The organism is Devosia salina, from assembly GCF_019504385.1.
Lineage (GTDB): Bacteria > Pseudomonadota > Alphaproteobacteria > Rhizobiales > Devosiaceae > Devosia > Devosia salina.
Genome location: NZ_CP080590.1, coordinates 3,228,663 through 3,255,345 on the forward strand (window position 1 = coordinate 3,228,663; position 26,683 = coordinate 3,255,345).

The following is a 26,683-nucleotide window of genomic DNA, read 5'->3' on the forward strand; positions in this document are numbered from 1 at the left end:
CGCTGCGCCGGGTGGCGTCGTATCAGCCTGGGAGGGTCCATTTGACGTCTGGCACTTCCCATCCATCGAAAGCCGACGCAGCCCTGGCCGGTCTGCTCGATCAGGTGACACGGCACATTCACTCCAGCAACCACGCCGCTGACCTCTATCCGGCGCAATGGAGCGCCTTGCGCTATTTTGCCAAAGCGGATGCCCCGCACCGCAGCGCCATATCCCTGGCGCGCTACCAAGGGATCGAGCCCGGTCCCACCACCCGGACGGTGCGAACGCTGATATCCAAGGGACTGCTCGAGGACGCAGGATCGCTTGGACGCGGCCGTATTCGGCGTGTCGATGTCACCGACAAAGGGCGCGAACTGCTGCTGTCAGATCCCCTGAACACCGTGGTTGAGGCGCTAGCAAGCCTTGACGGAGTCCAAAAACGCGCACTTGCAGAGGCGCTCGAACGCATGCTGGTCCGCCTGCAATCGAAGAAGCGACAGCCTGAAGGTAGCGACCCGAGCGGCGCAGCTAGCGATCCAGAATAGCCTGAACCAATTGCTCCTCGTCGAAAGGTTTGACGAAGACGCGCTCAGCGCCCCAGACCTCGGCTAGTGAAACGGCGGTCTCGACCGTGAAGTCCGGCCCGCCGCCCGTCATCGCGAACACTCGTAGCTGGGGAAACTCCGTCGTCAGCAGCTTCATGAGCGAGAGCCCGTCCATGCCGGGCATCCAGATGTCAGTTACCAGCACGTCGTAAGGCGCGCTCCTGAGCCGAGCGAGGGAATCAATTCCGGTTGCTGAAGTGTCGACTTCGAAACCGGCATGCCGGAGGCTGCCGGCAACAGATGCCAGCAGGGGTGCGAAATCGTCGCACACGAGGACCCGGGGCGGATGTTTCATGAGCCGGCGCCTCCTTGGGCGAACGCGATGACCACGGACGTGCCCTGACCGGACACGGATTCAATGCGCGCCGTCGCGCCCCAACTTTTCAGCAGCCCGGCCACGACGGACAGGCCCAGTCCCGTGCCGCCGCTCTGCGGGCGCGTGGTGAAGAACGGCTCAAAGGCGCGCGACGCGACATCGTCGGACATGCCTGAACCGTTGTCGCGCACAACCAAACGGGGGGTGGTGCCCCCCTCCAGGATGACCTCGATGACACCCTCATTGTCTATGGCGCGCATGGCATTGGCCACCAGGTTGGTCATGACCTGCAGCATCTCTCCCGCGTGAATTTCTGGGCCTTCCAGCTCGGCGACATCTGCTTTGAGCGCAATGCGAGGCGGCAGGATCGGTCGTACGGTGTCAAGGCTTCGGCGCAAGGCGGTGCTGATCGGCAGGCGGGTGGTGTCCTCATGTTCGACCGCCGTTGTAGAGCGCAGGGATGCCACCATGTCGCGCATGTCCTGGGACAGTTCGACGACCGTGTTCAAGAGCTTTACGGTCTCATGGTCGTCCTGAGCGCGGCGCCGGGCCTGTCGCGAGAAACTCATGATAGGGTGCAGGAGGTTATTGATCTCGTGGGCGACATAGGCCGCCAGCTGTCCGAGGGCGGCCATTTTCTCACGACGTGCCGACTGTTGCAGATGCGCATCCCGCTCAGTCGCGTCAACCAGAGTACCGGCAAAGCCCGATACCCGCCCGCGCGGATCGCGTGCAAAAGTGCCGCTGATCAGAACCTCCCGGCTCTTGCCGTCTTGGCCAAGCACGGCAAGCGCCACATCCCGGAAAGGTTCCCCCTCTTCTAGGCAGCGTCGAATGCGGGCCAACGCCGAGTCACTGTGGCGCGCGACCGCGGCCAGTGACGGCACGAGAGGCTGTCCAATCTCGAGGGAAAGGTCGGCAAATTGTGGACCTTCGAAGTAGGTGATGTATCCCTGGGCCGTGGTTTCCCAAAAGCTATCTGCGGCGCTATCGGCAAAGTTGCGGAAGCGCGTCTCCATGAGTTCGGCTCGCTGGCGCAGGCGGCGCTCGCGATGTTGCAGGCTGTCTGAGACCAGCACGCCATAACAGAGCAGCGAAGCAGTGGCTCCAACATAGAGTGAATTTGCGAACAGTACCGAGGCGCCAACGCCGGGGAACAGGTCGAGCGCCAACCGCAGGAACGCCGTGGCGATGGCCGGTGACCAGCCCAGCAGGAATAGAATCGCCCGGGTGCGCGTTCGCCAGAGTGCAACCACTGCGACCGCCAAGCATAGCACTAGCGCCAGCATCCCAGCGAAAGCAGAGAATAGGCGCACGAATTGCTCACCTACCAGTGTTTCGCGGGCTGTCTCGGCGGCTAGCAGCCCGAAGGCAATGGCAGCAATGTTGAGAGCGCGATCTAGCCCCTTCGACCAGGACCGGACGTCGAGCCAGTAGCGGGTAAACGTCAGAAGCGCTGCATAGATGAGGATGGTTGCACTGAGGGAGACAAGACGGGCAACTGTCTCTGCGCCCGGCAAGATGTGCGTATCGAGGATGCCCCTGTCGGCGAGCATGTAGCAGGTGAAAGCGACGATGACACCAACCAGCGATCCGAACAAGCGGTCCCGCAAAGTCACGGCCATGACCCCGATATAGACGGCCAGACCCAGCAACACGCCGGAAAGGATGCCCAGCGTGACTGATTCCATGCTGTAGTCGCCTATCAGCGCCTGGAGGGGGCGCAGGTGCAGCATTGCGCGCATCGAGGAGCCGGTGACGGTGCGCAAGTAGAGTGTCTTGCCGGCGATATCTTCACCCTCAAGGGCAAAGATCGGATAGCGCGTGAGGCTAGACCAATCACCGCGCCGCCATTGCAGCAGCCGGTAGCCGTCGTCTCGAGGTATGAAAAGATCGGTGTCCCGCGCCCGCGTCAGCTCCAGGGAAATCCCGTACTCGCCCGGGTCGAGTCGGGGCACTTCGATGCGGAGCCAGAATGCAGCCGTAGGCGCAGGAGACACCCCGCGGTTGGTAATGTCACCGAAGAAGCTGTCGCCCTGTTCCAGTATGTCCTGGAGCCTGAGCGAACCGTCCGGATCCACCGCCGACATGATGCGTCCCGCCAGCGCGATTTCGTCCCGTTCTGCGGCGGGCCTGCCAGATAGCGATACGATATCGTCGCGAACCGCCAAGATGAAGATGATAGCAAGGCAGGCCATCAGCGCCAGCCAGATCAGCCGCGGGCCCCCTTTGCTGAGCCGCTGCGATTCGTAAATCCAGTAAAATCTGTCGGCCATGAACGCGGCGCCCTCCTCGCTGCGAAGTACGGCAGTACCCCATGCCTTGGCAGAGCGCCAAACGGTTTGTGGCCTTGCACCGCTGCAATCTGGTCACAATCGCCGACCTTTTAAAAGCTCAGTGATCTTTTTATTTGTGCCTTTGAGATAAAAGTGCTGAATTCCGCTCACCCGAAGGAGTTCAAGGTCGTCCAATCGATGCAGCAAGCCGATTGCGCCGACGCTGACTTCGAAGGGAGGCAATCCGGCGCGCTTGAGGATGTGGCGCCGGTCAAAAAACAGCCCGCGACCGATTTCCGGACCAGCGGGGAGGGCAACACAAAGCGCGGGGCCGAGAGCACTGCGTGCTGGAGATACTATTATGCATTTCAAAGGAATGGCTGCCGCTTTGGCGGTTTCCCTATTGGGGGTTAGCGCGGCTTGTGCAGCCGATCAGGCGCTGCCCCAGGTCGATGCCATCTACATGGCCGACGATGCTGCCACGCTGAACTGGTACGCATCTGCCAAGATCGGTGTGGCACTGCCGGGCACGATCAACATGACAGCCACCGCTGGCGGCCTCCCGGATCTGAACGGCGACGCCCGCTTCAAGGCCGGCATCGCGGGGGCTGTAGCCGTCGGCAAGTATCTTTCGCCGAACTTCCGCGCCGAGGCCGAACTCGCCGTGGCCAACAATGCCGGCGATTCGTTCACCGGTGCATTTGCTGGCGTCGCCGGCCAGACTACGGGGACCCTGACAGGCAGCGTGACCACCGTCTCCGTGATGGCAATGGGCTATTATGAATTCTCCCAGTTCGGGGACTTCGTGCCTTATCTGAGCGCCGGCCTCGGCGCCGCCAACATCAATTCCAACCTCACTTACAACGACCCGGGCGCGCTCGGTTTTGCCATCAACGGTACGATCACCGGTAGCAGCACTGTTTTCGCCGGGCGCGTCGGCGCCGGCTTCCAGTATGCCTTGTCGGACAACGTGGAACTCACGGCAGACTACACGCTACTGGTCGGTTCACGCGCCAACCTGACGTTCACCGGGGCTGGTGGCGTGGGGAACCGCAATGTCAATGCCAGCGTACTGGGCCATGTCCTCGCGGTCGGCCTCAAGGCCCGCTTCTGATTGAAGCAGAGGGGCGCCACTGCCCGCCGCTCTGCACCGAGCCCGTCGCCGGCCCTCGACCGCGTGACGGGCCCATCTTTCCGTTCCTAGGCCGGCTCCCGACCGGCCCGAAAGACCTTGACCGCATGAGTGAACGCGCTTCACCCCCACCGGGCATCGCCATTCTGGGAATGGCTTGTCGACTTCCTGGTGGCATTGACGATGCCGAGACCTTCTGGGAGTTGCTGCACGCTGGGCGCTCGGCGATCACTGAATTGCCGCCCGACCGGTTTCTGGCCAATGCGGTTTTCGATCCGGACAGAGCCGCCACTGGACTGTCCTACAGCAAGTGGGGCGGCTTTCTCCGCGACATTGCCGGCTTCGATCACGGATTCTTCGGTATTTCACCGCGCGAGGCCGAGGTTATGGACCCGCAGCAGCGCCTGCTGCTGATGGCGGCCTATGAAGCCATGGAGGACGCCGCCCTCACGCGCGCCGACCTGCAACTGGCTCGCACGGGCGTTTTCGTCGGCGTGTCGGCCGCCGAATACGCCAATCTGCAACGCTATCGTCGGACCCAGGGCGATGCATTCACCGGCACCGGCGCAGCCCTGAGCATCGTGGCCAACAGGTTATCGCACCGCTTCAACCTGAGCGGGCCTAGCTATTCCATCGACACTGCTTGTTCGTCTTCGCTCGTAGCCCTCGACCAGGCAGTCCTCAACCTTGAGCGAGGGGATTGCGACATTGCCATTGTAGCGGGCGTGCATGTGCTGGCCGATTTCGGTGGCTTTGTTGCCTTTTCAAAGGCGGGCATGCTCTCGCCGACCGGCGAGATTGCCACCTTCGATGCCCGCGCCAACGGTTATGTCCGCGGCGAAGGCCTGGGCGTGGTCATTCTAAAGCGGGAGCCCGACGCGCTGGCGGATGGGAACCGCATCCTCGCCCGCATTCGCGCCACGGCGGTCAATCAGGATGGGCGAACGCCGACCCTCACCGCCCCAAACCCGGCAGCACAACGCGCCATGCTGGAAACTCTCTGCCGGCGCGCAGAAGTCGACCCGATAGCGGTCGACTATGTAGAAGCGCACGGCACCGGCACACCGGTCGGCGATCCAATCGAGGCCAGTGCAATCGGTGTGGTTTTCGGGGGCGAGCGTCGCACGGCCTCGTTGCCGGTAGGCTCGGTCAAGCCCAATATTGGCCATCTGGAGCCGGCTGCCGGCATTGCCGGGCTGATCAAAGCCATGCTCGTGGCCAGAAGGCGCCAGGTGCCACCCAATCACGGTTTCAGGGACCCCAACCCCGACATCGCCTTTGACGCTCACAACCTGGTGGTTCCGAACGATGTCGTACCGATTGGCCGGAGCGGACAGCCGGTTCTAGTGGCGGTCAACTCCTTCGGATTTGGGGGGACCAATGCCAGCGTGCTGATCGAGTCTGTTGAACTGCAACAGGCCGGGGCAGCAGCCCCGGCGGAGCTTAGGCTTCCGACGGCCGTGCCACTGTCCGCCAGTTCGCCGGCAGCGCTCAGCAGGCTTGCGGAAAGGACTGCGCAGGCGCTCGATGCCAGCGAGGCAGGGTTCGAGGACAAAGTCGCCGCGCTGAGAAGCCGGGACCCCAAGCCTTGGCGGCGCACCTTGGTCCTCCATTCAGAACACGAGCTGGGCTCACGCCTTCGCGAGCTAGCTACTGGGACAACGGAGCCGACCAGGAGCCTTGTCGAACCTCGGCTGGCATTCACCTATGGCGGGCAAGGCGGACAATGGTGGGCCATGGGCCGCCGTCTGCTACTCGAAGACGCCGCATTCGGCAACGCGTTCCATGCGTTCGAGCAGCGGTTCAAAGCGCTGGCAGGTTGGTCGGTACGCGAGACGCTACTGGCGACTGAGCAAGCCTCTCAACTCCACCGTTCGCAATACGCTATGCCTGCACTGTTCGGGCTTCAGCTGGGACTCTCAGCGTATTGGACTGCGCAAGGCGTGCGTCCGGAGTTCGTCATGGGACACAGCTTTGGCGAGGTGGCTGCAGCGGTGGCCGCCGGGGTCCTGACGCTCGATGATGCGACCAAGCTGATCCATGTGCGAAGCCAGATACGGGATCGCATTGGGCGCGATAGCGCGATGCTGGTAGTGGGCGCGCCGGCCCGCAACGTTGAAGACCTGATCCCTGAAGCGCTGAACATAGATCTGGCCGCGATAAACTCTGCCGGCGTTGTGACGCTCAGCGGAGAACAGGAGGACATCGCCACCCTGGAGCGGCATCTGAGGCAGACACGACCGGATTGTTTCGTGCGGCGGGTCCAAAGCGATACTGCGTGGCACTCGCGGTTGTTGGACCCGCTGGAGGACTGGTTCCGCGCGGCATTGGGCGACATTGCTTGTCGACCACCCGAATTGTTGTTCATCTCCACGGTGACCGGGGAACCGGAGAGCCGCCTTGATGCCGACTATTGGTGGCGAAACCTCCGTGAGCCGGTGCGATATGCCGCGGGCGTGCATCAGGCGCTTGAGCTCGGCGCCAATGTGCTGCTCGAAATTTCGCCGCATAGGGTCCTCACCGGCAGCAACGCGGCCATCGGTGCCGAAGCAGGCAAGCCGATCCGCGCGATTGCATCGCTCGAGCGGGAAAAGGATGATTTCGAATGCCTCGCAAGGGCAGCGGGTGGCATCTGGGAAGCCGGCCTGGACCTGCCCGGAGCACAGATGGGGCGCAGCTCCGCCAATGAGGTTCGATTGCCCAACTACAGCTGGGACATGACCAACCACTGGCGCATCTCCGAAGAGGCCAAGGCGTTGCTGCTGACCGCGCCGAGCCACACACTACTCGGCCGGCGCGAGCGCAGCCCGGGGTACTCCTGGTCGAACGAGATCAGCCTGACCGGCAATGCCATGCTGGCCGATCATGCCTTGGGTAGCAGTGTCGTCTTTCCGGCCGCAGGCTACCTTGAGCTCATGTTGGCTGCCGGTAGGGAGACCCTGGGCGAGGGCACGCTGGAACTCGAAAAATTCGCCATTGTCTCAGCCCTCTTCATGGGTCCTCAAGACGAGGTGCTGGTTTCGACGCGTTTCGATCCGTCGACCGGGCAGGTTGCCGTTCACACGCGCCTACGTCAGAGCAGCGAGACGTGGACGCTGCGGGCCACGGGCCATTTGAGGCTGACCGACATCAGCCCAAGACCCGTCCCCGCATTGTGGGAGCGCGGCACCCTCCTTTCGGCAGAGGAGTTCTACGCCCAGGCCGATCGCTTGGGTTTCGCCTATGGTGCCGCCTTCCGGACTATCTCTGAGCTCGAGATCTTCGAAAACGAGCTCCGGGCACGACTGGTGCTCCCGCCGAATAGCGCCAACCCGATGCAGAGCTATCTTGCACACCCGGCACTCCTCGACGGGGTTCTCCAAACAGGTCTGACCTTCGCCTTTGTGGATGAACCCCTCGAGCCCAGGCGGCTCCTGCTGCCCACGACAATTGCGCGCGTAGTCTGCCATGCGGCCTTGCCTCCACGAATTATCGTAACCGCCAAATCACATGCGACCGATGATCTCGGCGCCGATTTCTCGGTGACGGACGAGGATGGCAATCCACTTCTTTCGATATCGGGCCTGGGCATGCGCGAAGTGCCACAGCTCGCGCAGGATCAATCCACTTCTGGTCCGCATTTCGTGGTCGAGAACTGGATCGAACAAAGCGACGGAGCCGCACATCCGGCACAGCCGGAATTTCGGCTGCTGACCGGGCCGGGACTGGCAGACCATTCCCAACATGCAGCGCTGGACCTGGTGCAGATCGAGGATCGGCTGAGCCAGTCGCCGCGCATCGCCGAACCACACATTGTGTTCGTCGCTGCTCCGTCCGGACCGGAATGCGACGCCGTCGCATCCGCATATGAAAATATCCTGGCGCTGATCAATCTGGGCAAGGTCCTTCGCTACTCGGCCCGCCCGGCACGTCTTACCATCGTGACGAGGGGCGCAAGATCTCCAGATGGGCGCGGGATCGACGAGGCAGGACTGGCTGCGAGCCCGCTCGCCGGCTTGGCCCGCACCCTGGCCAGCGAACTGAACAATGTACGCGTACGACAGATTGATCTGGGGCCCGAGGACCCGCTGGAGCTGATCGAGACGGTCGGAGCAGAGAGCCAGGAAACCGAATGGGCATTGCGGGGCGACCGTCGCTGGGTGCCCAGGCTGAATCGGATTGAAGGGCAGGACCTGCCAGCGCGAACAACTTTGGCGACGCCTGCGACGGCCAATTTCGCATTGACCATGACCACGCCGGGCTCTCTGAGTGGGCTATACCACGACAGTCGCGACATGCCCTGCCCCGGTCGCGGTGAAGTGCTGATCGAGACGGCCGCGGTCGGTCTCAACTTTCGGGATGTCATGGCCGCCACGGGGCTTCTGCCGCAAAAGGCCGAGGCGCGGCCGGCGTGGCAGACCTTGGGTCTTGAATTCAGCGGCACCGTGCGGCAGGTCGCACCGGGTGTCGTGGGCGTGCGGCCGGGCGACCGTGTGCTCTGCATGGGCAAATCGGCCATGCAGGCATGGAGCGTCCGGCCGGCAGCCGAGGTCGTGCCGATCCCCGATGAGATGAGCTTCGCGCAGGCGGCCAGCATCGGCTCGGCTTTCGCCACCGCCCACTACGGATTGGAGCACGTTGCGCGCATTCGCCGTGGAGACCGGGTTCTCATCCACCTCGGCACGGGTGGGGTGGGGCTCGCGGCCATCCAGATCGCCCGCGCTCGGGGCGCGGAAATCTTTGCCACGGCCGGAAGCGGGACCAAGCGCCAGTTTTTGCGCGACATGGGCGTCGACCATGTATTGCATTCGCGCAGCCTCGCCTTTGCCGACGAAATCATGGCCCTGACCGGCGGCGAGGGTGTGGACATCGTTCTCAACGCGCTTTCAGGACATGCGCAGGCAAAGAGCCTGTCGCTGCTTCGACCCTTTGGCCGGTTCCTGGAAATCGGCAAACGCGACGTCTATGACAACCGGCAGATTGGGCTCGAGGCGTTGGCGCGGAATATTTCCCTTCACGTCATCGATCTGGCCGCGATGAACGAGCAGCGGCCCGAGCTCTTGCCCCAGGTATTTTCAGAGGTCATGGAGGGTTTCAAATCCGGCAGGCTAACTCCGCTCCCCATCACCAGCTACCCAGCGGCGAGGTCTGAAGAGGCCTTCAGGCTAATGGCCCAGGCGAGGCATATCGGCAAGATCGTGCTGGACTATCAGCAGGGACCGGTGCCGGTGCGGCAGAGGCTGGACCAGGTCGATGTGCGTCCAGATGCGGTCTATCTCGTGACCGGCGGGACCGGTGGCTTCGGCGCGTTGGTAGCTCAGTGGCTCGCAGAGAAGGGCGCAGGCCGGATCATACTCGCGTCCCGGAGCGGGCGCCTGAGTGAAGAGGCGCGCCCTGTAATCGACAGCCTCGTTGCCCGTGGCAGACAGATCGAGACCATGGATCTCGATGTGACCGACTCTGTGGCAGTCGACGCCTTGTTTGCCGCGCTGCATGCCGAAGGAGCGGCGCTGGGGGGCGTGATCCATGCGGCTGCCGTTCTCGGCGACGCGATGCTCGACCAATTGACCAAGGAAAGCGTCGAAGCCGTGCTGGCGCCCAAAATCTTTGGGGCATGGAACCTGCACGCGGCAACGCGAAACTACGGCTTCGACCCCGACATCTTCTGCTGCTTTTCGTCCATCGCCCAGACGGTGGGATCTGTCGGACAAGCAAACTATGTGGCGGCAAACGCCTTTCTTGAAGGTCTGGCCCGCCACCGGCGCCCACTCGGACTGCGCGCCCAAACGATTGGCTGGGGCCCCCTGCAGGACGTCGGCATGGTGGCCCGCAACAAGGCCATGCGTTCCTACCTCGAGAGTGTCGGCTTCAAACCCATTTCCAACGAGGACGCCCTGGCGGCCCTGGACCTTGTCCTGGCGCGGAACGTCAGCAATCTGGACTATGTGGACGCCGATTGGAACGCGGTGGCGCGCGCAGCAGGAGAGAATGGACCTCCGCGCGTGCAAGCCCTGACCCGGTCAGAAATGACTGGCGGACAACCGCTGTTGAGCGAACTGTCGCAGACACCGAAAGGCGGCTGGGCACCCCTGGTAAGTCGGATGCTGGCCAGGGAAATCAGCCTTGCCCTCAAGCTTGACGGGAGCGAGATCGATGCGGCCCGCCCTCTGGTCGATCTTGGATTTGATTCCCTATCGTCGATTGAGCTGAAGAACCGCATCGAGGCTCAGCTCGGTAGTGCTATTCCAGTGGGAGCATTTTTCGGTACGCCAAGCATACAGTCCCTGACGACACAAATTATTGCCCTTGCCGAGGAACGCTTGGCCCAAGGACCGGCGCAGGCCGGCGGAGAGACTGAGACCGAGGGTCCCGGTGAGAACGATGATGCGGACGTCCGCAGGCGCCGGGCCTACTGGTCGGCGCATGCTGCCCGCTGGCCCTGCGCGACACCATTCGCCAATCGCCAGCACCCCAGACTGCCATCCGGTCCACCAATCCGCTTCGGGCCCACCGAGGCCTTGCGCATCGACCTCGACGTAACAGAGAGTGGTTCGAGCCACCCAACCGACACGCAGTGGCTTGAGGCCTTCGGCCGGGCTCTGGCGATTCAAATCGACCAAGAAAGTGTTCTGGTTGCTGCGATGGTTGCCGATGGCGTCGTCCCCGTTCTTGTCAATGCCCAGGGCAGCACAGATAGCGTGCGTCGTCAGTTCGAGATGGGCCGTCCGCACGCCGACTTCCCGCTCAGTTTGCTTCCGCGTGAGGTCGGTTCGGGACAAAGCGGAGCATGGCCGACACAATTCGCGTTCTATGGGTCGGACGTCTCGCTGCACATGCCGAGGCACGACCTCGCGGCCGCAGTCTCACGGTCGGCGGACGGTATCGCCCATCTCACCTTTGCCTTCGACAGCACGGTGCTCGACCCCGACTTTATTCGTGCGCTCCTCCAAAGCACGTTGGCATGCCTGGCCATCCGGTGGGACGGGCAGATGCAGTCGGTCAGCCTGGACGAGGGCGAGTCAGTCAGGCCCGTGAACGCCACGGATCGGGGGGTAGCGGCGCAAGGCGATGACGCCCTTCTCACGCAGGATGCAATGAGGCTGCTTGACCTGATCGACAGTGACAAAGCCAGCAGGCAGTTTCGGCGAGCCTGGACACTGAGCCAGGCGATCCGCATCTCGCCAGGCGTGGATCCCGACCGACTACAACTGGCGGTCTCGACGCTGACCGAACGGCATGAAAATCTCCGGATTCGCTTTGAGGGCATGAGGGGGCATCGGCGCCCACGCCTCGACCCGGGGGGCTGCGCCGTGGCTACGCATGATTGCCGCCGGACCCCGCCCGAGGACTACATGACTGTCGTACGGGTGTTGGCCGGCAGGGCGTTGCTGCCTGAAGGAGAGCATCTGTTCGAGGTGCATCTACTACAATTCGACGGTTTCGATGTTGTGGTCGTCAAAGTCTTCGAGCTCGTCGCGGACGGCTGGTCGCTAGCGCTTATCTGCGATCAACTGATCCGGGCCTATCTCGGACTCGATCTGGGTCCCGTCCCCGCCTCTCTGGCCGAAGCGAAATCCCTCCTGGCCCAATGGGCAGGCGATAACGATGCGACCGCCGCCATGGAAGCGCTGCCGCCGCTCCCTTGGGCCAATGTTGGGCGTCCCCCGGACCCGAGTCGGCCCGTGGGGCCCTGGACGCTTGCAAGCAGTGAAAGGCTTACCGTTCGATTGGCCCCTGCCCAGGCCCGATCGCTGCGCCAATCGGCGCGCGCCCTGAGCACCACGGAAAACGCGCTTCTTGCGGCAGCCTATGCCAAGGCGATAGCGGCCGCAGGGGGCGTCGATGATGTGCTATTGCATGTGGTTCAACCGGGGCGGTCCGTGACGGCGCTCGAGAACTATGTCGGCTTCGTGCGACGAGGCGCGGTGTTGGCCGCACGTGATCTGCGCCACACCGCCCTGGCAGTTACTGCGCGAACCATCGCCGATCAGTTCCTCACCATGCCCGGGGCCGAGCCTCATGACATTCACGCCGATAAGCACCGCATGGACGAAGTTGGGCTGTCCGCACAGGCCTTTCCAGGTCGCTTCGGATACGCCCGGCTTCTTGCCGACCGGACATTGAACGACACACTCATGGGGACGCTGGCCGATCACCAGGATACCATCATTTCCGCCTTTTCTCTCGAGATCGAGCCACTCGGCTTAGACCTCTTCGGATTGCAGGAAAATCAGCTCCAACTGCGTCCTCTGTCGCGTGCTGACGGCATTGATCTCAACTTCTATTTCGACCGTGATGTGTTCACACTGCAGGATGTCGAGGCCATTGCTGCGAGTCTTGTCAGCCAACTGCCCGATTTCGCTCAAGGAACAGGTGGAGGATCCCTCCTTTCCCCTGAGCAATGCTCCTTGACGAATTGACACCAGAGTGAGTGGCTTCCTGGATATTTGGGTGATCGACCTTGAAGGCGGTGCCGAGCGCCTTTCGGCTCGCACGGACCTTATTGGAGCGATGGAGCTGAGACGCAGTGAGGCCCTGTTAAGGCCGGCGGACCGGATCGCGTATCTCGCCAGTCACGCTGGGCTCCGGATTATCCTGGAAGAATATGGCGCGCCGAGGGGGGAACTGTCTCGCGACGAGTGCGGCAAGCCGTATATGGTCGGCGCGCCCGAATTCAGTCTGTCGCGCACAAGCGGAATGGCCATCGTTGCGGTCGCGGACCAGCCAGTGGGCATAGACATAGAAGCCATTCGACCAGTCGTCTTGACCGAGCCAGTGGTGACTTGGACGGCAGAAGCGCGTGGGGTCACTGCGCTTGAGGCCTGGACGGCCCTTGAGGCATGGGCGAAATGGAAAGGCTGCGGAATGGCGCGACTTCTGGGTAGTCTTGGGCGCTCTGAAACGTGGCGGTCGAACTGGCTCTCACTGGCAGGCCGGCAACTGGGAACGGTTCTGCTTCCGGGCCACGCCAATTTTTGCGCAGCGATCTGCAGTGACGCTGAGCACTCATTGCGCTCTGTCATTAGGTCACTCGAGGCAGGCGTTCATGCCAAAACCCATATGTTGAACCTGCCGCTCCGCCTAGTGGACGGCAAGGCCAACACGTCGCCAACCATCAGTCCCCCCAGGCGCTGCCCCTGACCAATGAGCTCAAGGCCAATGTCGAACGCTGCGACGCACCGCGCAAAGCTTCGGAGCCGGACGGCGAGCGAGTGAAGGAGCGCAAGCGGCGGATCATGTCAAAGTTGAACGAACGATTGGTTCAGGACTGGTAGCTTCGGCCGATCAGGAGGATTCGGTTTGGCAGAGTTCCGTGTCATCGATCTGCGTACAAAGACAGTCGCGCCCGAGGCCTTGGTTCAAGCTCAATCACCAGAAGGAGCCGCCGAAAGCGCTCTGGGCGTGAAGGCTGTTCGCTCGGGCAAACCGCAGCATCTGATTTGCCGCGTATACTGGGAGACAAACGGCACCACCAATATGGTCCGCCTTTACAGTGAGTCCGCCTACTCGCAGAGTTGATCTGGCGCTTGGGCAACCAATACCAGCCCATTTCCCTTTCGGCTGTGAACGCCGGAGAACAACGTGCCGAAATACTACTTCAACGTGCGCCAGGTGAATGGCACTACGACAAACGAGACCTATGCGGCGGAATTCGCAGATGACGAGGCGGCGCGGCAGGAGGCCGGGGTTGCTATTGCTGAGATGGGTCGGGATACCGCTTCACTCGTGGGCGCGATGGAGTTCGAGGTGGTCGTAACCACAATGAGCGGCCGTGAAATTGCCCGCCGATGGGCTCGGTTTGTGGCGGACGATTACCGATAACTGTCTCATTGTGCCGGTCATTTAGTCCCTTGGGAATCTGCGGAATCTACGGCGGAGCTGTTGCGTGCCCTCGTGCCGGCCCGTCCCCTCTCTAGCGCACTGCGACGGACGGGCCGGCGCCCGCCCGTCGCGACGCGTTGGTCTACTGATTCAGCCAGTCGGGGATGACCAGGATGTCCAGTGTGTCAACGGTACGCTGAATGCCTACGACATCCGCGGGTACCACCCCCTCCTCTTCCAGCGCCTTGCGAACCTGCTCATCCAGTTCGAGCACAGATTGCAGGGAGGTCAGCTCCTGCTGGTTCTGCTCGGCATGCTGTTCAAGCGTCACCACGTCGGCTGGGTCGAGCAGTGTGGCGATATTGACAATATTCAAGGTCCGCCCCTGGGAAACGGCATTGGATTTGGCTTCCATACCATTCTCGTCACTGTCTGAGCTCATCGCGGCGTCAGGTTCAACGGCATCGTCTGATTTAGCCGCTTCATCAGAAGATGCGCTGCTGTCGGCATTGCCAGCGTCGCCGCTGTCGGATTTCCCCTCCATGGCCTGCGCTGCTTCAGCGCTCAGCATTTCGTCGTACACCGATTGTCCGATCAGTACGGAAAAGGCGCGGATTCGCTCGTCTTTGTCTTCGATTTCGGCAACACGTTCAGGGTTTTTCCAGGTCTGCGACTGTTCCTGATTTTCAGATGCAGACAGCTCCGTTTGGGAACTCTCTTGTGCCACGACAGGCGCCACATTCGGCACGAGGGCAAGGGCGGCTGACAGCGCTACCGACGAGATGAGACTCTTCTTCATGAGTTTGTCCTCCTTGGGGTTGTCCAAAAGCAATGGGTGCCTGCCCAGATGGTTGCGGCCTCTCGACTTCGTTAGGCAAAGCATCGGGACTAAAGGAGCAATAGTTATCCGGAGTTTGAATGGCGCCGGGACAGTCGAAGGTCTGATACCCAGTGCGATAGACCGAGTGCCGCAGACCACATAAGGCAAGTACTCCAACCTAGAGCTTCACCCCGAGACTGCCCACGGCGACGACAGGACGGAGTTGCAGGGTCTGCAACTTTGGCCAGGAGGGAACGCTGGCCCCGGATATACCCAAAGTGACAGGCCATCAATGCCGAGCGCGACGCGAACCTCGCGTATCGACGTGTGTTCAGGTGATCATTGAGATGGACGCGGCTGAGGAAGCGGAATATCGACACAGCCTCGGCTCGTAGCTCCGGCCAAGCGAGTAGGCTAGCTCTTGACGTCAGCTAGCAATGATCGGGCCTTCGCATCTTTGCTGCATCATCATCGATCGAGTGCGGATGACGGTTCCCGCCAGAAGCTTGCTGGGCGACCTAGCCGCGGAGGCAGGGAACGCTCTAGGGCGTTTCGCATTGGCTCCTCAACCATGTCGGAGAGCCACAATGATCGACCGCCTCACCATGCAGGATCCACGCCATCAATATCCCGCCCCGCCCTTTTCCAGGCAGCCGCAGTCGCCGCCAGGGCTGGCCAGCCGGATGGAGCCTGTGCCGGATCACGGAGAAGAAAGTTATGGCGGCTTCGGTCGACTGACTGGCCGAAAAGCCCTCATCACCGGTGGCGATTCAGGAATCGGGCGAGCCGTTGCCATTGCCTATGCGCGGGAGGGGGCGGACGTCGCAATCAACTATCTGCCGCCGGAAGGTGAGGATGCGCAGGATGTGGTCAGTCTGATTGAGGCTGCAGGGACCAATGGTTTCGCGCTTCCCGGTGACGTAACGGATGAAGCCTTCTGCCAAATCCTTGTCGAGGACGCCGTAAAGAAACTCGGAGGACTGGATATCCTGGTGATCAATGCCGGGCGGCAGCAGACCCGGCCATCGATTGCTGCAGTCAGTTCGGAAGATTTCGACAGGACCCTCAAGACCAATCTCTACGCGCTGCACTGGCTTGCCCAGGCCGCCGTACCGCATTTGCCGCCAGGCGCGGCCATCATCACCACGGCCTCGATCCAGGCCTTCGAGCCATCCGCACACTTGCTGGACTACGCGACCACGAAGGCTGGCATTGTCGCTTATAGCAAGGCCCTGGCGGAGCAATTGATTGAGCGAGGCATCCGCGTGAACACCGTGGCGCCGGGCCCCTTCTGGACGCCCTTGCAGCCAAGCGGCGGGCAAACCCAGGAAAAGGTTGAGAATTTTGGCAGCAACAGCGCGTTCGGCCGCCCGGGACAGCCGGTCGAACTGGCGCCAGTCTATGTGCTGCTCGCTTCCCAGGAGGGCAGCTACATCACCGGCGAGGTGTTCGGCGTGACCGGTGGCAAAGGTGTCACCTAGGAGAAGAATCATGACCGACAAGAGCAGCGGCGCGCGCCTGAGGGCCGATATCGATGCGGGCCGGACGGGCGACAAGGTCGATTTCCCCGATCCGGCGGCGGCGCCGCTGGCGACGGACGCGGAGGCCGGGGGGCAAGCGACACGCTTTGCGCCGGAACGGCGGGCCGAGGCCGGGCAGCCCAGGCGCTCGGGACTAACCGGATTCTGGCTTTATCTGGCCTTTGTGGCGGCGATCGCGGCCATGGCGATCATCCTCGTCTGGCTCGCCACAAGCTCGCGCTGATCTCCGGAGGGTATCCAGGAGTCGCTTGATGAACGGCGGAATGCACATCTGCGTCGACATGCAGCGCATGTTCGCTGAAGATACTCCATGGCACGCGCCCTGGCTGCGGCGTATCCTGCCGGCGGTCGTGGCGCTGAGCGAGAAGTTCGCCGCGCATACCATCTTCACGCGCTTCATCCCGCCCGAGGACGACCGGTCGGCGCCCGGTGCCTGGCAGCGTGTCTATGCGCGCTGGCCCGACATGATCCGCGACCGGCTCAACCCCGAACTGATCGAGCTGGTGCCCAGCCTTGGACGCCTCGCGCCACCAGCGCTGCTGCTCGACAAGCCGACCTATTCCCCCTGGCTCGATGGGCGGCTGCACCAGTTGCTGCAAATGAACGCAGTTCGCACAGTGCTGATCAGCGGCGGGGAAACCGATGTGTGCGTTCTGGCGACGCTGCTGGGCGCCATCGACTATGGCTACAAGGTGGTGCTGGCCGAGGATGCACTCTATGGCTCGGCCGACCAGACCCATGACGCGATCCTCACCGTCTATCGCAGCCGGTTCCAGCAGCAATTGACCGTGTGCAGTACCGAAGACGTGCTGACCCATTGGGACGATCTGGTGGCGTGAGGCGGTCGGCCCGGCCGCTGTGACGGGCGTTAGAAGATGGAACAAGTCCCCTTCGGTGCCGTTTGACACCGCAATCACGCTGGGGTGGTCAGACTTGTCGCCTATCTTTGGTCCTGCCGTTCGGGACAATGCAACGGAATTTCGTCTCTGGGCTCCGGGCGCGGAGCAGGTCCAGCTTGTGCGCGACGGCCAAGCTCCAACGCCCCTCGAGCGCAGTGGCGACGGCTGGTGGAAGGCCCTGGTGCCGGGGTCTGGCCCCGGCACCCGTTACCGGTTCCGCATCGGCGATCTCGATTTTCCGGACCCGGCATCGCGCCGGCAGGACGGCGGCACGGCGGGTTGGAGCGTGGTCTGCCCGCCCCTGCCGCCCAGCGGCCGCGCACAGGCGCTCCGCCCCTGGCACCAGGCGATCGTGTGCGAGGTCCATGTCGGGACTGCGTCTCCCGAGGGCAGTTTCAAGGGTCTCAGAGACCGCCTCGAGCATTTCCGGGATGCAGGCTATACCGCGCTCGAAATCATGCCGGTCAACGCTTTTCCTGGCCAACGAAACTGGGGCTATGACGGCACGCTGCTCTTTGCGCCGGCCGAGGCCTACGGATCGCGGGACGATCTGCGTGCCCTGGTCGACCGTGCGCACGAGCTGGGGCTCGGCATGGTGCTGGATGTCGTCTACAACCACTTTGGCGACTTCGACAATTTTCTCGAACGCTATTGCCCGGAATGGTTCGACCAGCACATGGAGACCCCATGGGGCCCGGGCATCGACTTCACCAAAGAATGCGTGCGCCGGTTCTACTACGAGAACGCGCGCATGTGGCTGGAAGAGTTCGACTTCGACGGACTCCGGTTCGATGCCGTGCATGAAATCGGCACGACGGCCCGCGAACAGTTCCTGGGTGATCTCGCCAAGTCGGCCCGCGCGGCCAAGCGCGATGCATGGCTGATCATCGAGAACGTGAACAACATGGCCTCCTGGCTCGACCGCGAGGCGTCGGGAGGGCCCGTCGATTTCACTGCGCAGTGGAATGACGACTACCACCATGTGCTGCATTTCCTGGCGACGGGCGAGGACAGGAACGGCTACCAGGATGGATCCAAGGACCCGGTCGCGGACCTCGAAAAGGCCATGGCCGACGGGTTCGTGCACGATGGCGAGGCGAGGGGCGAAAGCGACGGCACCACGCGCAATGAGCCGGCCGCGCGATTACCGCCGGACGCCTTTGTCTGCTTTGTGCAGAACCACGACCAGATCGGCAATCGCGCCGACGCCCGGCGCCTGCCGGACCGGCTCGACGCGGCGCGGCTGGATTTCCTGCATTTCGTGACCATGCTTGCGCCTCAGGTGCCCCTGTTCTTCATGGGCGAGGAAGCCCATATGCGGACGCTCTTCCCCTATTTCATCGACCTTCCGGAGAATGCCGCCGGGACCAAGCGGCGCGACCGCTACACCCAGATGCGCGAGAGTTTCGACGAGCAGGTTGAGGACGGGGACCTGCCCGATCCCAATGCCCCGGAAACCTTCGAGCGCGCTCGGCTGGACTGGACCGAGTTCGATCTTGATGAGCGCCGGGCTGCCCTCGACCGCTTCCGCACGCTTGCTGCCTGGCGCCGCGAGCATGTCTGGCCGCTGTCGGCGAGCCCCTGCACCGATGCGCGGAGCGGCCGGCAGGGCGCCGCAATCGTGGTCAGCTGGCTCTTCGAGGCCGGGGTGCTGAGCATGGCCCTGAACCCATCCAGCGAGCCGGTGGACATTGCCTGCGTCATTACCGCGCCCCCGGTATCGACCGGCACGCATTCCCGGCATGGGGAGTCGCTGCGCCTGGAGGCGTGGAGCGCCGTATGCTGGCACTCCCCGGCAAGCGACTGATCGAGGTTAGCCCGGGTCATTTGTGATCGCATGGCAGGAGATGGCGACCAGAGGCCAGCCACGGTCCGAAGGCGGACCGTGGCTGGCCATGCCGGACAGGGCCTTCCAGGGCGGCCCGATTTCGGGACCAATGTCGGGGCGAAACGTTGGTCCCAAGCATCCAACCGAGATCGGAGGCACAATGCAGAATGCAATCGAGGCGCTTACCCGACGCCTGGAGGCGATCGGTCAACTCTCTCCCGAGGGGCGGGCGACCCTAGCGGCCCTGCCACTCCAATTCAGGTCATTGCGCAAGGGCGAAGACCTGGTGGGCGACGGCGAAGTGTCCACCAGTTGCTGCGTTGTGCTCGACGGCTATCTCTATCGGTCCAAGGACGCGCCCAATGGCGCGCGGCAGATTTTTTCTCTCCATCCCGCCGGCGATATGCCGGACCTGCACAGCCTGCACCTGCCACGCATGGACCACAACCTGACAGCGATGAGCGAGAGCCGCGTGGCGCAAATCCCCCATGCCGAGATGAACGCCGCCCTGGTGCGCTCGCCAGAGCTCACGGCACTCTTCTGGCGCTCGACCCTCATCGATGCCGCAGCCTTCCGCGCCTGGATGCTGATGCTGGGGCAGTTCGACGCGATCACCAGAATGGCGCATCTGTTCTGCGAGCAGTTCACCAAGGCTGCAATGGCGGGCCTTGCAGATCAGGACAGCTTCTTCTTTCCGCTGACACAGACAGATCTTGCCGACATGCTGGGCATATCGCTCGTCCACGCTAATCGGACGCTTCAGGACCTCAGGGAGCGCGGCGTCGTCGCGTTCGACCACAACCGCGTTTCCATCCTGCATTGGTCCGAGTTGCGCCGTATCGGGGAATTCGATCCTGCCTATCTGCATTATCTCGATGGCCGCATCGGACGCCGTAATCCGGGTGACGCTCATAACCCCTGACGTATCGGGGAACGCCGCCGCAACTGGCGATTTCCCGCCCAAGCGGAGGTGCTCATGCCAATCTTCTTCTTTGACCTGGACAGAAACGGTGACATGCAGGCCGACGACGATGGCCAGGACCTGCCGATCGCGGCCTCGGCGCATCGTGAAGCGGTTTTGGCTTTGGCCGAAATCGCGGCCGAAGAGATTCCCCGGGATGGAAGCCTCGATATCTCCATTGCGGTCAGGGACGATGCCGACCGCCTGCTGTTTCGAACGCGATTTGTCTTTGAACCTGGTTGCGACCCGCTTTCGGCGGTGAAGTGAGCCCTGCGGGTGGCACGCAACCCGAGGTGACCCGATGCGTTCCGCACCGGAAGCCGGGGTCCGTCCCCTCAAGCGCAACTCAGGTCCAAGGGGAGAACAATGGCCCGGATCACCTACCAGGTCGTCGAGCATAATGGCGGGTTCGCCTACAAGGTCGGCGACGTCTATTCGGAAACCTTCGGCACGCATAAGGCCGCCCACGAGGCTGCCGAGAGCGCAGCGCGGCGCCAGAGCCTGTCCGGCACGGACGAGCATATTCTCTACCAGGACGCCGAGGGGCAGTGGCAGCGCGAGTTTGCGCGGGGCGACGCCCACCCGCAGGGCGATGTCGAGGATGCCCTTCCCGAATCCGAGGAGACGCGCGGCCCAAAGGGACGGCCTCTTGCCGAAGGCGAACTTCCCGACCCGGACCGGGCGCCTTTTTCGGGCAATGCCCGGCGGTCCTGACGCCGTTCATGTGCGGTGCCTGGGCTGGTTGCATCACATGTTAAGCGCGGAAACACGGACGCGGTCGGGGGCGTTCTGAAGATGACCCCGGGCGACGTTGTCCCAACTCGATGACGCTGCGAGAAAGTGGCGTGGTCGGGGGTCACCATGGGACAACAGGTGGCAGGTGATGCGGACGCCGGTTGAACGGGAAAATCTGGTGCAGAGCCTTGTCCTCGAGCATGGCGGCCGGGAGCACCAGGTCAACTACTTCATCGAGAACGGACTGATCTTCATCATGTCCGAAGGAAGGGAGTGGCACGCCCGGCTCACCGATGGCGATGCATCCGACACGGTACGGGAACTGGTTCTTCGGACCCTTCGCAATGCCGATCGCTGACCCACGCTATTCCTGAACCTTCAGATAGGCGGGCTCGAAGGCGCATAGGGCGGCGAGTCGGGGCAGATCCGGCAGGGTGATAAGCCGGTCGCGCCACACGGCCAGCTCCATCTTGCGCAGCGACTGAACGGTGCGGTTCACATGCACCGTGGACAGGCCCAGCGCCTCGCCCAGTTCCGCCTGCGTCAGCGGAAGCTCGAACGTATCACCAGACCGGACGAGGCCAGCGAGCCCCATGCGGAAATGCAGTTCGCACAGCAGATGGGCGACCCGCTGCAGCGCATTGCGCGCGCCAAGGCTGACCAGCAATTCCTGCGTTGCGCTCTGCTCAATCGCGGCGCAGCGCAGGATAGCGGTCATGATGTCGGGCTGCTCCTCCACCATGACGGCCAAACGATCCAGCTCGATCGACGCGACCAGGCTCGGGGCCAGCGCCACCACGTCCTGGGCGGCCGGACTGCCTGAAAGGAATCCGAAGTCGCAGATGTCACCGGGCAGAATGAATGCAGTAATCTGCCGCCGGCCGGCCGGGAGATATTTATATCGGCAGGCAAAGCCGGCAATCAGCACCTTTACCGCGCTTTCCCTTATGCCGTCGCGCACCAGATGGTCTCGCGTTGGCGCCCGCCTTATGGCGCTGAATGCACGCTGGGCCGTGGCCTGCGCCGCGGCCGAAAGGACAGATACGTGTGAAAGCCGACGAAGCCAGGCGTCAGCACCCGGCGCCGCCGGAGCGGTGCGATCGTTCATCCGTTCGGGACCAAGGGGACGAACTGACCCGAAAGCCGATATAGGCCACGTTGGTGGCGGGTCCGGGAATACCACGAAACTGGCGTTGGGGCTGCCGTCGTGAAGCTGGAAGTCTTGTGCAACGGGAGACCGTGATTCTGATGCGTTGGCAGCACCCTAGTAAGATGCCGACGCGCCGGAATTCACATAGGTTAATGGCGTTCACAATCGCTCTGCCGACCAACCCGCAGCAATAACCCAGGTTATCGAATTGATTTGGGTTGTGCCAAACTTGCCCCCGATTTGGGGGCTAATGTGTTTCTTCAGAAGACGGGAGGAAAACCATGACCAGCATTGCAGTCGGCCTTGACCACCAGACCGTCAACGAAGGGCCTCGGATTTTCAGGCGCATGTGGCGCTCTGGTCTCTTGGCGAATGGCGACATGGAGGCACTGGCGAAACTGCCCTGGCGGCGCACAGTGATCAACGCGCGGGGGCGCATTCCTCCGCAGGACGGCTTCGCCCTGCTGGCGAGCGGCTTTGCAGTACGCCAACGTACCGATGCAATCAGCGAGGGGCAATTGACGGCAGTGGTCCTGCCTGGAGATCCCTGCTGGTACACCTTCCTGAACGGCGCGCCGCCCACGACGGAACTGCGCGCCATCACGACGTGCTCACTCATGCACATTTCGCTGGACGACTTCCTGACGCTGGCCGAGGAGCGTACGGAGGTGCTGGCGACGCTGCTCTCGCACATGGCAGTGGAGGCCGCGACCGCTGAAGAATTGCTGCTGTCGGTGAGCAAGAGAACGGCGCTGGTGCGCACCGCTCATTTCCTGTGTGAGCTGGAATATCGGCTGCGGCGGATGGGCCTTTCCAGCCAGTCCCAATACCTGCTGCATCTCACCCAGTCCGAAATGGGCAAATATCTCGGCCTGTCGGCGGTCCATGTGAACCGCACCCTGCAGGAATTGCGCCGCCGTGGCCTGCTGCACACCAACGGCACTCATGTGGCCCTAGACCATGGCGGCATGCGGGACCTGGCGGATTTCTCCCCGACCTATCTCATCGATGCTGCCCGCCGCGAACGGCCCGTGCATTCAAACGCATAGCGGCCGAGATGGCGCGCATCATGCGCGTCTGCACGTCCCCCGCGGGAAGCGGGTTCTGTCGGGATGCGGGCGCCGCCGACTGCACTTCCGGGTGCGCGGGTAATGCCTGGATATCCTGCAGCTTTTCGAACAGTTCCTCGCGCCGGTAGGGTTTTTTCAGCCGGGGCCGATCACGGTGACGTTCTGGGAAGGTTTCCTCCCCCTCGGCGGTGGCAAACAGGATCGGCGTACCGCGGCGGCACAATTCATCCGCCAGTCCGAACACCGTCTGGCCGTGCAGACGCACATCGAGGACCGCGCTGTCGACATTTCGGCGGCCGAGCAGCTGCAGCGCGTAAAACGGAGTGGGGGCCGGCCCCAGAACCACCGCGCCCTCCTTGCGCAGATCCCGGCAGAGCTCGTCGGCCACGGCAAAGTCGTCTTCAACCACAAGAATGCGCTTTCCCGCGAGGTTCATCGGTTCCCGTCCCTGAAACTGTTCCCATCAACGCGCACAACGTCGCCCGGATCGCATGGTTGCCCGAACGGACGCAGATCATAGGGCCGCGCGCCGTCCCTCGCCAACCCGGCGGCCAGTAGCGATTACATGCCCAGGTAGAAGAACAACCCGCCCCCCAGCACGATGAACAGCAGCACGAAGGCCGCGATCCGGAGCATCGAGCCATGGGGATTAGTGCCCAGAACCGCCCGCTCGAGCGGGTCCTGGGCGTGCTCAGTGATCACCCGGTCCACTTCCGGCCGGTTGTCTTTCCCCGGCTCTTGCTTATGGGCCATGGTCTCGGACCTGCAGGTTATTTCTTGGCGTCTTCGCCGCCGGCACTGAGCCGGGCGAAGCGCATCGTCAGCGGCTCGATCTGGTTCTCCAGCCACTCGGCCATGGCGATTTCTTCCTCGAGGTTGCGCGAGAGAAGGTCGGCCGCCTCCTCCACGCCACCTTCGTCCGCCAGCGCCATGAGCGACATATAGGCGGCGATCTCGTAATGCTCGAAGGCGAAATTGGCGAAGCTGTTCTTGACGATCTCGTCGGGTGCAACCGTGTGGCCGATGGCCGCCATGCTGCCTCCGAGGCCCAGCATGGTGTCCTTGATCCCGGACGGGTCCGAGCCGCAGGCGTCCAGCAATTGCTCGAGACGGGCGATCTGCTCTTCGGTCTCATCGATATGCAATTGCAGCCGGTCCGCCACCTCGGGATAGTTCTCGATGCGGTCCACCTGCGGCCGCATGATGGCCAGGGCCTGGTTCTCCATGGCGTGGGCGTTCCTGAGCCCGGTGACGTAGAGATCGAATGGTGAGGTCATGGTTTCTCCGTTGCTCTCACCGCACCTAACCTGCGGCCCCGCACTTGGCTCCCGTCCCTAACGCCGGATAGTCGCGGCCCCGGCTTAACCCAGGGCAAGCGCAGCGCCGATCGCGCAACGCAGGCACCACGCCCGCGCATTTGGGGGCAGGAGGTATCCATGAGCGAGCAACAGAAAAGCCCCGACCCGCTGATCCCGCCGGGACCCGTGGAGGCGCCCGGGATGGATTACCCGGCCCATGTGCGCACCTATAACGGCTTCATGAATCTCCTGAAGTGGTTCGTTATCCACATCGCGATCCTGCTGGCGGGGCTGTATTTCGTCGTCCTAGCCGGCGACCCCTATGCGGGGGGCGTGCTGATCCTGGCGGCGATCGGGGCGCTGGTCTACGGGCTCCTCAACAATCCGGGCATCCGGCAGGACGCCCGGGCCGCCACCACGGGCGGCAAGATCGCGGAATAGAAAGGAGAAAAAGATGCCGGCAAAATCGAAATCCCAGCAGATGGCCGCAGGCGCGGCGCTTTCGGCCAAGCGGGGCGACACCAAGGTCACCGATCTCGAAGGCGCCTCCCGCTCGATGTACGAGTCCATGAGCGAAAAGGAGCTCGAGGAAATGGCCTCGACCAGCCGCAAGGGCAAGCCCGACCACAAGCCGGACGAATAGGAGGGTCGTCACGGCGAACCCCATCATGTAGCGGGCCTTACCCATTTGTCCGCCGGGACGACTGAACCGGGGAGGTCGCTTGGCCGTTTCAATTGTCCCGACAGGAAACGGAGATCGAAATGAACAAGGACAAGGATGTGGAATTTCTCGCCACCGAGTTCGACATGCCGCCCACCAAGGCTGCGGCACTGGTGTCGAGCGACCCGGACGAGATCGTGGCGCTGGCCGCCCGCGAGCTCGAGCGGCGGAGAGATGAAACGCCCTATGGCGAGGCACCCATCCCCGCCTCTTCTGAGAGCCACCCAATTCCCAATAATGGCGGGCTGCAGAAGCCGGTGATCAACCGCAGCGACTATTTCCGGCACTATAGGGGCTAGAGCCGGAGCCCGGCCGCCCCATCGATGCGATCGATCGCCGCCGGCATGCGGAGCAGTTCCTCTGCAGCCGGATCATGTTTTCCCGACCGGGCGAGGCGCCCGAGCCAGTCCAGCGCCGCCCGACCGCCCCACTGATCGGGCGGACCGACCAGGATTTTCATCGAACACAGCTATGCAGGCGACCCGACAAACTGATTCATCCCAACAACGCCGCCGTCGAGGCGATGCTGCGCAGTTCGGGCTTCGCCATCGAGGTCAATCCCGAACGCGAAGTCTATTTCCGCCGCCGCAGCGACCGCCCCTATTCGACGCGGCTCTTCGCCTGACCGCCAAGCCAGAGGAGACAGCAATGGCCGATACGCCCAAGCAGCCTCACGATCCGCACCCGTCCAACGAGGAGTATGTGGACCGAGCGCCCCATCCCGGCGGCGCACACCCGTCAAAGATCGACCTGGGACCCAATCCCGCCATCCATGACGGCGATGCGCCGCCCAAGCCCGACTACCGCCGCAAGGACCGCAAGGCGGATTAGATGTCCTTGGCCAGACCACGGGAATAGCGCCGGCGCTCAGAACGCCGCTTGATCTGCCAGGTTACCACCGAGCGCGGTCGCAGCCGTATGCCTTCGTCGGTTTTCGCGAGATCGAAGTCACGCGTGGCCCCGACCAGCAGATCCTCCGAGCCATAGATGGCCAGCACCGTCACATTGCAGGCCGTCGCATTATCCACGCCGTCCGGGGGTGCGTCGGGCTCGCGCGCGACCACATAGCCCAGAATGGAATCGAATGTGCCCATGTCCACCATGGCGCCTGAAGCAAGCGGCCCCTGGCGAGTCAGCCGTCGCCAGCCCGTGGGATTGCCGGCGGCGCGCACGTCTTCGGCGTCGGTGATGAAGGTGGTCAGCGTGCGTTCGCCGAAGCTCACGGACGCCTCGACGCCCTGGATATGGATGGCCTGCTGGCTCATATTGGTGAGCAGGCAATGGGCATCGAGCCCGTCTCCCTCGCCCCGGTTGATCACGAGCTTGGGCTTGAGCTGACGGCGATAGCCGCGCCAGAAAATGGTGAGATAGACGCTCCAGATCGCCAGGGTCCCGAGGCTGGCAATGGCGCTGATGGCCTGCGCATTGTCCTGTAGCCATGCCATGGAATTGGCTCCTCGTCCCTGCCTCCGATCCAGTTGCGGCCCGGGTGGCGCGCCGCGACTGGAAAATCCCGGGCCGCCGGACTTGTTCCCTCCCCGACCCGCC

General features: G+C 63.0%; 26 protein-coding genes. 17 read left to right on the forward strand and 9 right to left on the reverse strand.

From position 1 onward, the window contains the following. The first annotated feature begins 41 nt into the window (after positions 1-41). Positions 42-527, forward strand: a complete 486-nt coding sequence (locus K1X15_RS15805) for a MarR family winged helix-turn-helix transcriptional regulator (protein ID WP_220304560.1) — start codon at positions 42-44, stop codon at positions 525-527. Here K1X15_RS15805 and K1X15_RS15810 read toward each other — a convergent pair. Together K1X15_RS15810 and K1X15_RS15815 are read right to left on the reverse strand one after the other, a co-directional pair. Continuing rightward, entirely contained in the window at positions 511-882 is a 372-nt protein-coding gene (locus K1X15_RS15810; protein ID WP_220304561.1) for a response regulator, read from the reverse strand. The two genes, K1X15_RS15805 and K1X15_RS15810, sit on opposite strands and share 17 nt — an antisense overlap. Beyond that, positions 879-3,179 (reverse strand): ATP-binding protein, encoded by a 2,301-nt coding sequence (locus K1X15_RS15815; RefSeq protein ID WP_220304562.1) that lies wholly within the window; start codon positions 3,177-3,179, stop codon positions 879-881. The genes K1X15_RS15810 and K1X15_RS15815 overlap by 4 nt, the downstream gene beginning before the upstream one ends. 361 nt (positions 3,180-3,540) lie before the next feature. Here K1X15_RS15815 and K1X15_RS15820 point away from each other — a divergent pair, with 361 nt between their 5' ends. From K1X15_RS15820 to K1X15_RS15830, 3 genes are all read left to right on the forward strand, one after another. Further along, positions 3,541-4,293 carry an outer membrane protein gene (locus K1X15_RS15820; protein WP_220304563.1) on the forward strand — a complete coding sequence of 251 codons (753 nt, stop codon included), beginning with the start codon at positions 3,541-3,543 and terminating at the stop codon, positions 4,291-4,293. A gap of 125 nt (positions 4,294-4,418) precedes the next feature. Beyond that, positions 4,419-12,710, forward strand: a complete 8,292-nt coding sequence (locus K1X15_RS15825) for a type I polyketide synthase (protein ID WP_220304564.1) — start codon at positions 4,419-4,421, stop codon at positions 12,708-12,710. Positions 12,711-13,872: 1,162 nt separating this feature from the next. Beyond that, a complete protein-coding gene (locus K1X15_RS15830) occupies positions 13,873-14,112 on the forward strand; it encodes a DUF6894 family protein (RefSeq protein ID WP_220304565.1) in 240 nt (79 codons plus the stop codon). Between the two features lie 142 nt (positions 14,113-14,254). Here the strand turns inward: K1X15_RS15830 and K1X15_RS15835 are convergent, their stop codons facing one another. After that, entirely contained in the window at positions 14,255-14,911 is a 657-nt protein-coding gene (locus K1X15_RS15835; RefSeq protein WP_220304566.1) for a hypothetical protein, read from the reverse strand. Between the two features lie 608 nt (positions 14,912-15,519). On the opposite strand from K1X15_RS15835, the gene K1X15_RS15840 reads away from it, so the two are divergent. The 8 genes from K1X15_RS15840 (at position 15,520) to K1X15_RS15875 (ending at position 21,254) form a co-directional block, all read left to right on the forward strand. After that, positions 15,520-16,413, forward strand: a complete 894-nt coding sequence (locus K1X15_RS15840) for an SDR family oxidoreductase (protein WP_220304567.1) — start codon at positions 15,520-15,522, stop codon at positions 16,411-16,413. Between the two features lie 10 nt (positions 16,414-16,423). Continuing rightward, entirely contained in the window at positions 16,424-16,696 is a 273-nt protein-coding gene (locus tag K1X15_RS15845; RefSeq protein ID WP_220307657.1) for a hypothetical protein, read from the forward strand. Positions 16,697-16,724: 28 nt separating this feature from the next. Beyond that, positions 16,725-17,312 (forward strand): cysteine hydrolase family protein, encoded by a 588-nt coding sequence (locus K1X15_RS15850; RefSeq protein WP_220304568.1) that lies wholly within the window; start codon positions 16,725-16,727, stop codon positions 17,310-17,312. Positions 17,313-17,367: 55 nt separating this feature from the next. Beyond that, positions 17,368-19,179 carry an alpha-amylase family glycosyl hydrolase gene (locus tag K1X15_RS15855; protein WP_240549522.1) on the forward strand — a complete coding sequence of 604 codons (1,812 nt, stop codon included), beginning with the start codon at positions 17,368-17,370 and terminating at the stop codon, positions 19,177-19,179. Between the two features lie 181 nt (positions 19,180-19,360). After that, the gene (locus tag K1X15_RS15860) at positions 19,361-20,122 is read left to right on the forward strand and encodes a Crp/Fnr family transcriptional regulator (RefSeq protein ID WP_220304570.1); all 762 of its coding nucleotides are present in this window, start codon (positions 19,361-19,363) and stop codon (positions 20,120-20,122) included. A gap of 54 nt (positions 20,123-20,176) precedes the next feature. Beyond that, positions 20,177-20,428 (forward strand): DUF6894 family protein, encoded by a 252-nt coding sequence (locus tag K1X15_RS15865; RefSeq protein ID WP_220304571.1) that lies wholly within the window; start codon positions 20,177-20,179, stop codon positions 20,426-20,428. Between the two features lie 99 nt (positions 20,429-20,527). Next, a complete protein-coding gene (locus K1X15_RS21525) occupies positions 20,528-20,875 on the forward strand; it encodes a DUF2188 domain-containing protein (protein ID WP_220304572.1) in 348 nt (115 codons plus the stop codon). 169 nt (positions 20,876-21,044) lie between these two features. Then, the gene (locus tag K1X15_RS15875; protein WP_220304573.1) at positions 21,045-21,254 is read left to right on the forward strand and encodes a hypothetical protein; all 210 of its coding nucleotides are present in this window, start codon (positions 21,045-21,047) and stop codon (positions 21,252-21,254) included. Positions 21,255-21,260: 6 nt separating this feature from the next. On the opposite strand, the gene K1X15_RS15880 is transcribed toward K1X15_RS15875, so the two are convergent. Then, positions 21,261-22,004 carry a Crp/Fnr family transcriptional regulator gene (locus K1X15_RS15880; RefSeq protein ID WP_220304574.1) on the reverse strand — a complete coding sequence of 248 codons (744 nt, stop codon included), beginning with the start codon at positions 22,002-22,004 and terminating at the stop codon, positions 21,261-21,263. Positions 22,005-22,327: 323 nt separating this feature from the next. Between K1X15_RS15880 and K1X15_RS15885 the strand changes: the two genes are divergently transcribed. Beyond that, on the forward strand, positions 22,328-23,095 hold the full coding sequence (locus tag K1X15_RS15885; protein ID WP_220304575.1) for a Crp/Fnr family transcriptional regulator: 768 nt from the start codon (positions 22,328-22,330) through the stop codon (positions 23,093-23,095). Here the strand turns inward: K1X15_RS15885 and K1X15_RS15890 are convergent. The 3 genes from K1X15_RS15890 to K1X15_RS15900 form a co-directional block, all read right to left on the reverse strand. Further along, entirely contained in the window at positions 23,049-23,552 is a 504-nt protein-coding gene (locus tag K1X15_RS15890) for a response regulator (RefSeq protein WP_220304576.1), read from the reverse strand. The two genes, K1X15_RS15885 and K1X15_RS15890, sit on opposite strands and share 47 nt — an antisense overlap. 125 nt (positions 23,553-23,677) lie before the next feature. Then, entirely contained in the window at positions 23,678-23,869 is a 192-nt protein-coding gene (locus K1X15_RS15895; RefSeq protein ID WP_220304577.1) for a hypothetical protein, read from the reverse strand. A 17-nt stretch (positions 23,870-23,886) separates the two neighbouring features. Continuing rightward, positions 23,887-24,393, reverse strand: coding sequence for a ferritin-like domain-containing protein (locus K1X15_RS15900; protein ID WP_220304578.1), 507 nt, complete (start codon positions 24,391-24,393; stop codon positions 23,887-23,889). 159 nt (positions 24,394-24,552) lie between these two features. Between K1X15_RS15900 and K1X15_RS15905 the strand changes: the two genes are divergently transcribed. The 3 genes from K1X15_RS15905 to K1X15_RS15915 all read left to right on the forward strand — a co-directional run bounded on the left by K1X15_RS15905 (position 24,553) and on the right by K1X15_RS15915 (position 25,434). Continuing rightward, positions 24,553-24,855, forward strand: coding sequence for an aa3-type cytochrome c oxidase subunit IV (locus tag K1X15_RS15905; RefSeq protein ID WP_220304579.1), 303 nt, complete (start codon positions 24,553-24,555; stop codon positions 24,853-24,855). A gap of 13 nt (positions 24,856-24,868) precedes the next feature. Then, positions 24,869-25,057, forward strand: a complete 189-nt coding sequence (locus tag K1X15_RS15910; RefSeq protein WP_220304580.1) for a DUF3008 family protein — start codon at positions 24,869-24,871, stop codon at positions 25,055-25,057. A gap of 119 nt (positions 25,058-25,176) precedes the next feature. Further along, positions 25,177-25,434, forward strand: coding sequence for a hypothetical protein (locus K1X15_RS15915; RefSeq protein WP_220304581.1), 258 nt, complete (start codon positions 25,177-25,179; stop codon positions 25,432-25,434). Here K1X15_RS15915 and K1X15_RS15920 read toward each other — a convergent pair. Next, positions 25,431-25,595: a hypothetical protein gene (locus K1X15_RS15920; RefSeq protein WP_220304582.1), complete on the reverse strand. Its 165-nt coding sequence runs from the start codon at positions 25,593-25,595 to the stop codon at positions 25,431-25,433. The genes K1X15_RS15915 and K1X15_RS15920 overlap by 4 nt on opposite strands. 188 nt (positions 25,596-25,783) lie before the next feature. On the opposite strand from K1X15_RS15920, the gene K1X15_RS15925 reads away from it, so the two are divergent. Beyond that, entirely contained in the window at positions 25,784-25,966 is a 183-nt protein-coding gene (locus K1X15_RS15925) for a hypothetical protein (RefSeq protein WP_220304583.1), read from the forward strand. Here the strand turns inward: K1X15_RS15925 and K1X15_RS15930 are convergent. Beyond that, positions 25,963-26,580 carry a hypothetical protein gene (locus tag K1X15_RS15930; protein ID WP_220304584.1) on the reverse strand — a complete coding sequence of 206 codons (618 nt, stop codon included), beginning with the start codon at positions 26,578-26,580 and terminating at the stop codon, positions 25,963-25,965. The two genes, K1X15_RS15925 and K1X15_RS15930, sit on opposite strands and share 4 nt — an antisense overlap. Positions 26,581-26,683 lie beyond the last annotated feature (103 nt).

Coding starts and splice junctions, on each gene's coding strand:
- K1X15_RS15810 (WP_220304561.1), bottom strand. CDS start 882: ATGAAACATCCGCCCCGGGTCCTCGTGTGCGACGATTTCGCACCCCTG.
- K1X15_RS15815 (WP_220304562.1), bottom strand. CDS start 3,179: ATGGCCGACAGATTTTACTGGATTTACGAATCGCAGCGGCTCAGCAAA.
- K1X15_RS15820 (WP_220304563.1), top strand. CDS start 3,541: ATGCATTTCAAAGGAATGGCTGCCGCTTTGGCGGTTTCCCTATTGGGG.
- K1X15_RS15825 (WP_220304564.1), top strand. CDS start 4,419: ATGAGTGAACGCGCTTCACCCCCACCGGGCATCGCCATTCTGGGAATG.
- K1X15_RS15835 (WP_220304566.1), bottom strand. CDS start 14,911: ATGAAGAAGAGTCTCATCTCGTCGGTAGCGCTGTCAGCCGCCCTTGCC.
- K1X15_RS15840 (WP_220304567.1), top strand. CDS start 15,520: ATGATCGACCGCCTCACCATGCAGGATCCACGCCATCAATATCCCGCC.
- K1X15_RS15845 (WP_220307657.1), top strand. CDS start 16,424: ATGACCGACAAGAGCAGCGGCGCGCGCCTGAGGGCCGATATCGATGCG.
- K1X15_RS15850 (WP_220304568.1), top strand. CDS start 16,725: ATGAACGGCGGAATGCACATCTGCGTCGACATGCAGCGCATGTTCGCT.
- K1X15_RS15860 (WP_220304570.1), top strand. CDS start 19,361: ATGCAGAATGCAATCGAGGCGCTTACCCGACGCCTGGAGGCGATCGGT.
- K1X15_RS15865 (WP_220304571.1), top strand. CDS start 20,177: ATGCCAATCTTCTTCTTTGACCTGGACAGAAACGGTGACATGCAGGCC.
- K1X15_RS21525 (WP_220304572.1), top strand. CDS start 20,528: ATGGCCCGGATCACCTACCAGGTCGTCGAGCATAATGGCGGGTTCGCC.
- K1X15_RS15875 (WP_220304573.1), top strand. CDS start 21,045: ATGCGGACGCCGGTTGAACGGGAAAATCTGGTGCAGAGCCTTGTCCTC.
- K1X15_RS15880 (WP_220304574.1), bottom strand. CDS start 22,004: ATGAACGATCGCACCGCTCCGGCGGCGCCGGGTGCTGACGCCTGGCTT.
- K1X15_RS15885 (WP_220304575.1), top strand. CDS start 22,328: ATGACCAGCATTGCAGTCGGCCTTGACCACCAGACCGTCAACGAAGGG.
- K1X15_RS15890 (WP_220304576.1), bottom strand. CDS start 23,552: ATGAACCTCGCGGGAAAGCGCATTCTTGTGGTTGAAGACGACTTTGCC.
- K1X15_RS15895 (WP_220304577.1), bottom strand. CDS start 23,869: ATGGCCCATAAGCAAGAGCCGGGGAAAGACAACCGGCCGGAAGTGGAC.
- K1X15_RS15900 (WP_220304578.1), bottom strand. CDS start 24,393: ATGACCTCACCATTCGATCTCTACGTCACCGGGCTCAGGAACGCCCAC.
- K1X15_RS15905 (WP_220304579.1), top strand. CDS start 24,553: ATGAGCGAGCAACAGAAAAGCCCCGACCCGCTGATCCCGCCGGGACCC.
- K1X15_RS15910 (WP_220304580.1), top strand. CDS start 24,869: ATGCCGGCAAAATCGAAATCCCAGCAGATGGCCGCAGGCGCGGCGCTT.
- K1X15_RS15915 (WP_220304581.1), top strand. CDS start 25,177: ATGAACAAGGACAAGGATGTGGAATTTCTCGCCACCGAGTTCGACATG.
- K1X15_RS15920 (WP_220304582.1), bottom strand. CDS start 25,595: ATGAAAATCCTGGTCGGTCCGCCCGATCAGTGGGGCGGTCGGGCGGCG.
- K1X15_RS15925 (WP_220304583.1), top strand. CDS start 25,784: ATGGCCGATACGCCCAAGCAGCCTCACGATCCGCACCCGTCCAACGAG.
- K1X15_RS15930 (WP_220304584.1), bottom strand. CDS start 26,580: ATGGCATGGCTACAGGACAATGCGCAGGCCATCAGCGCCATTGCCAGC.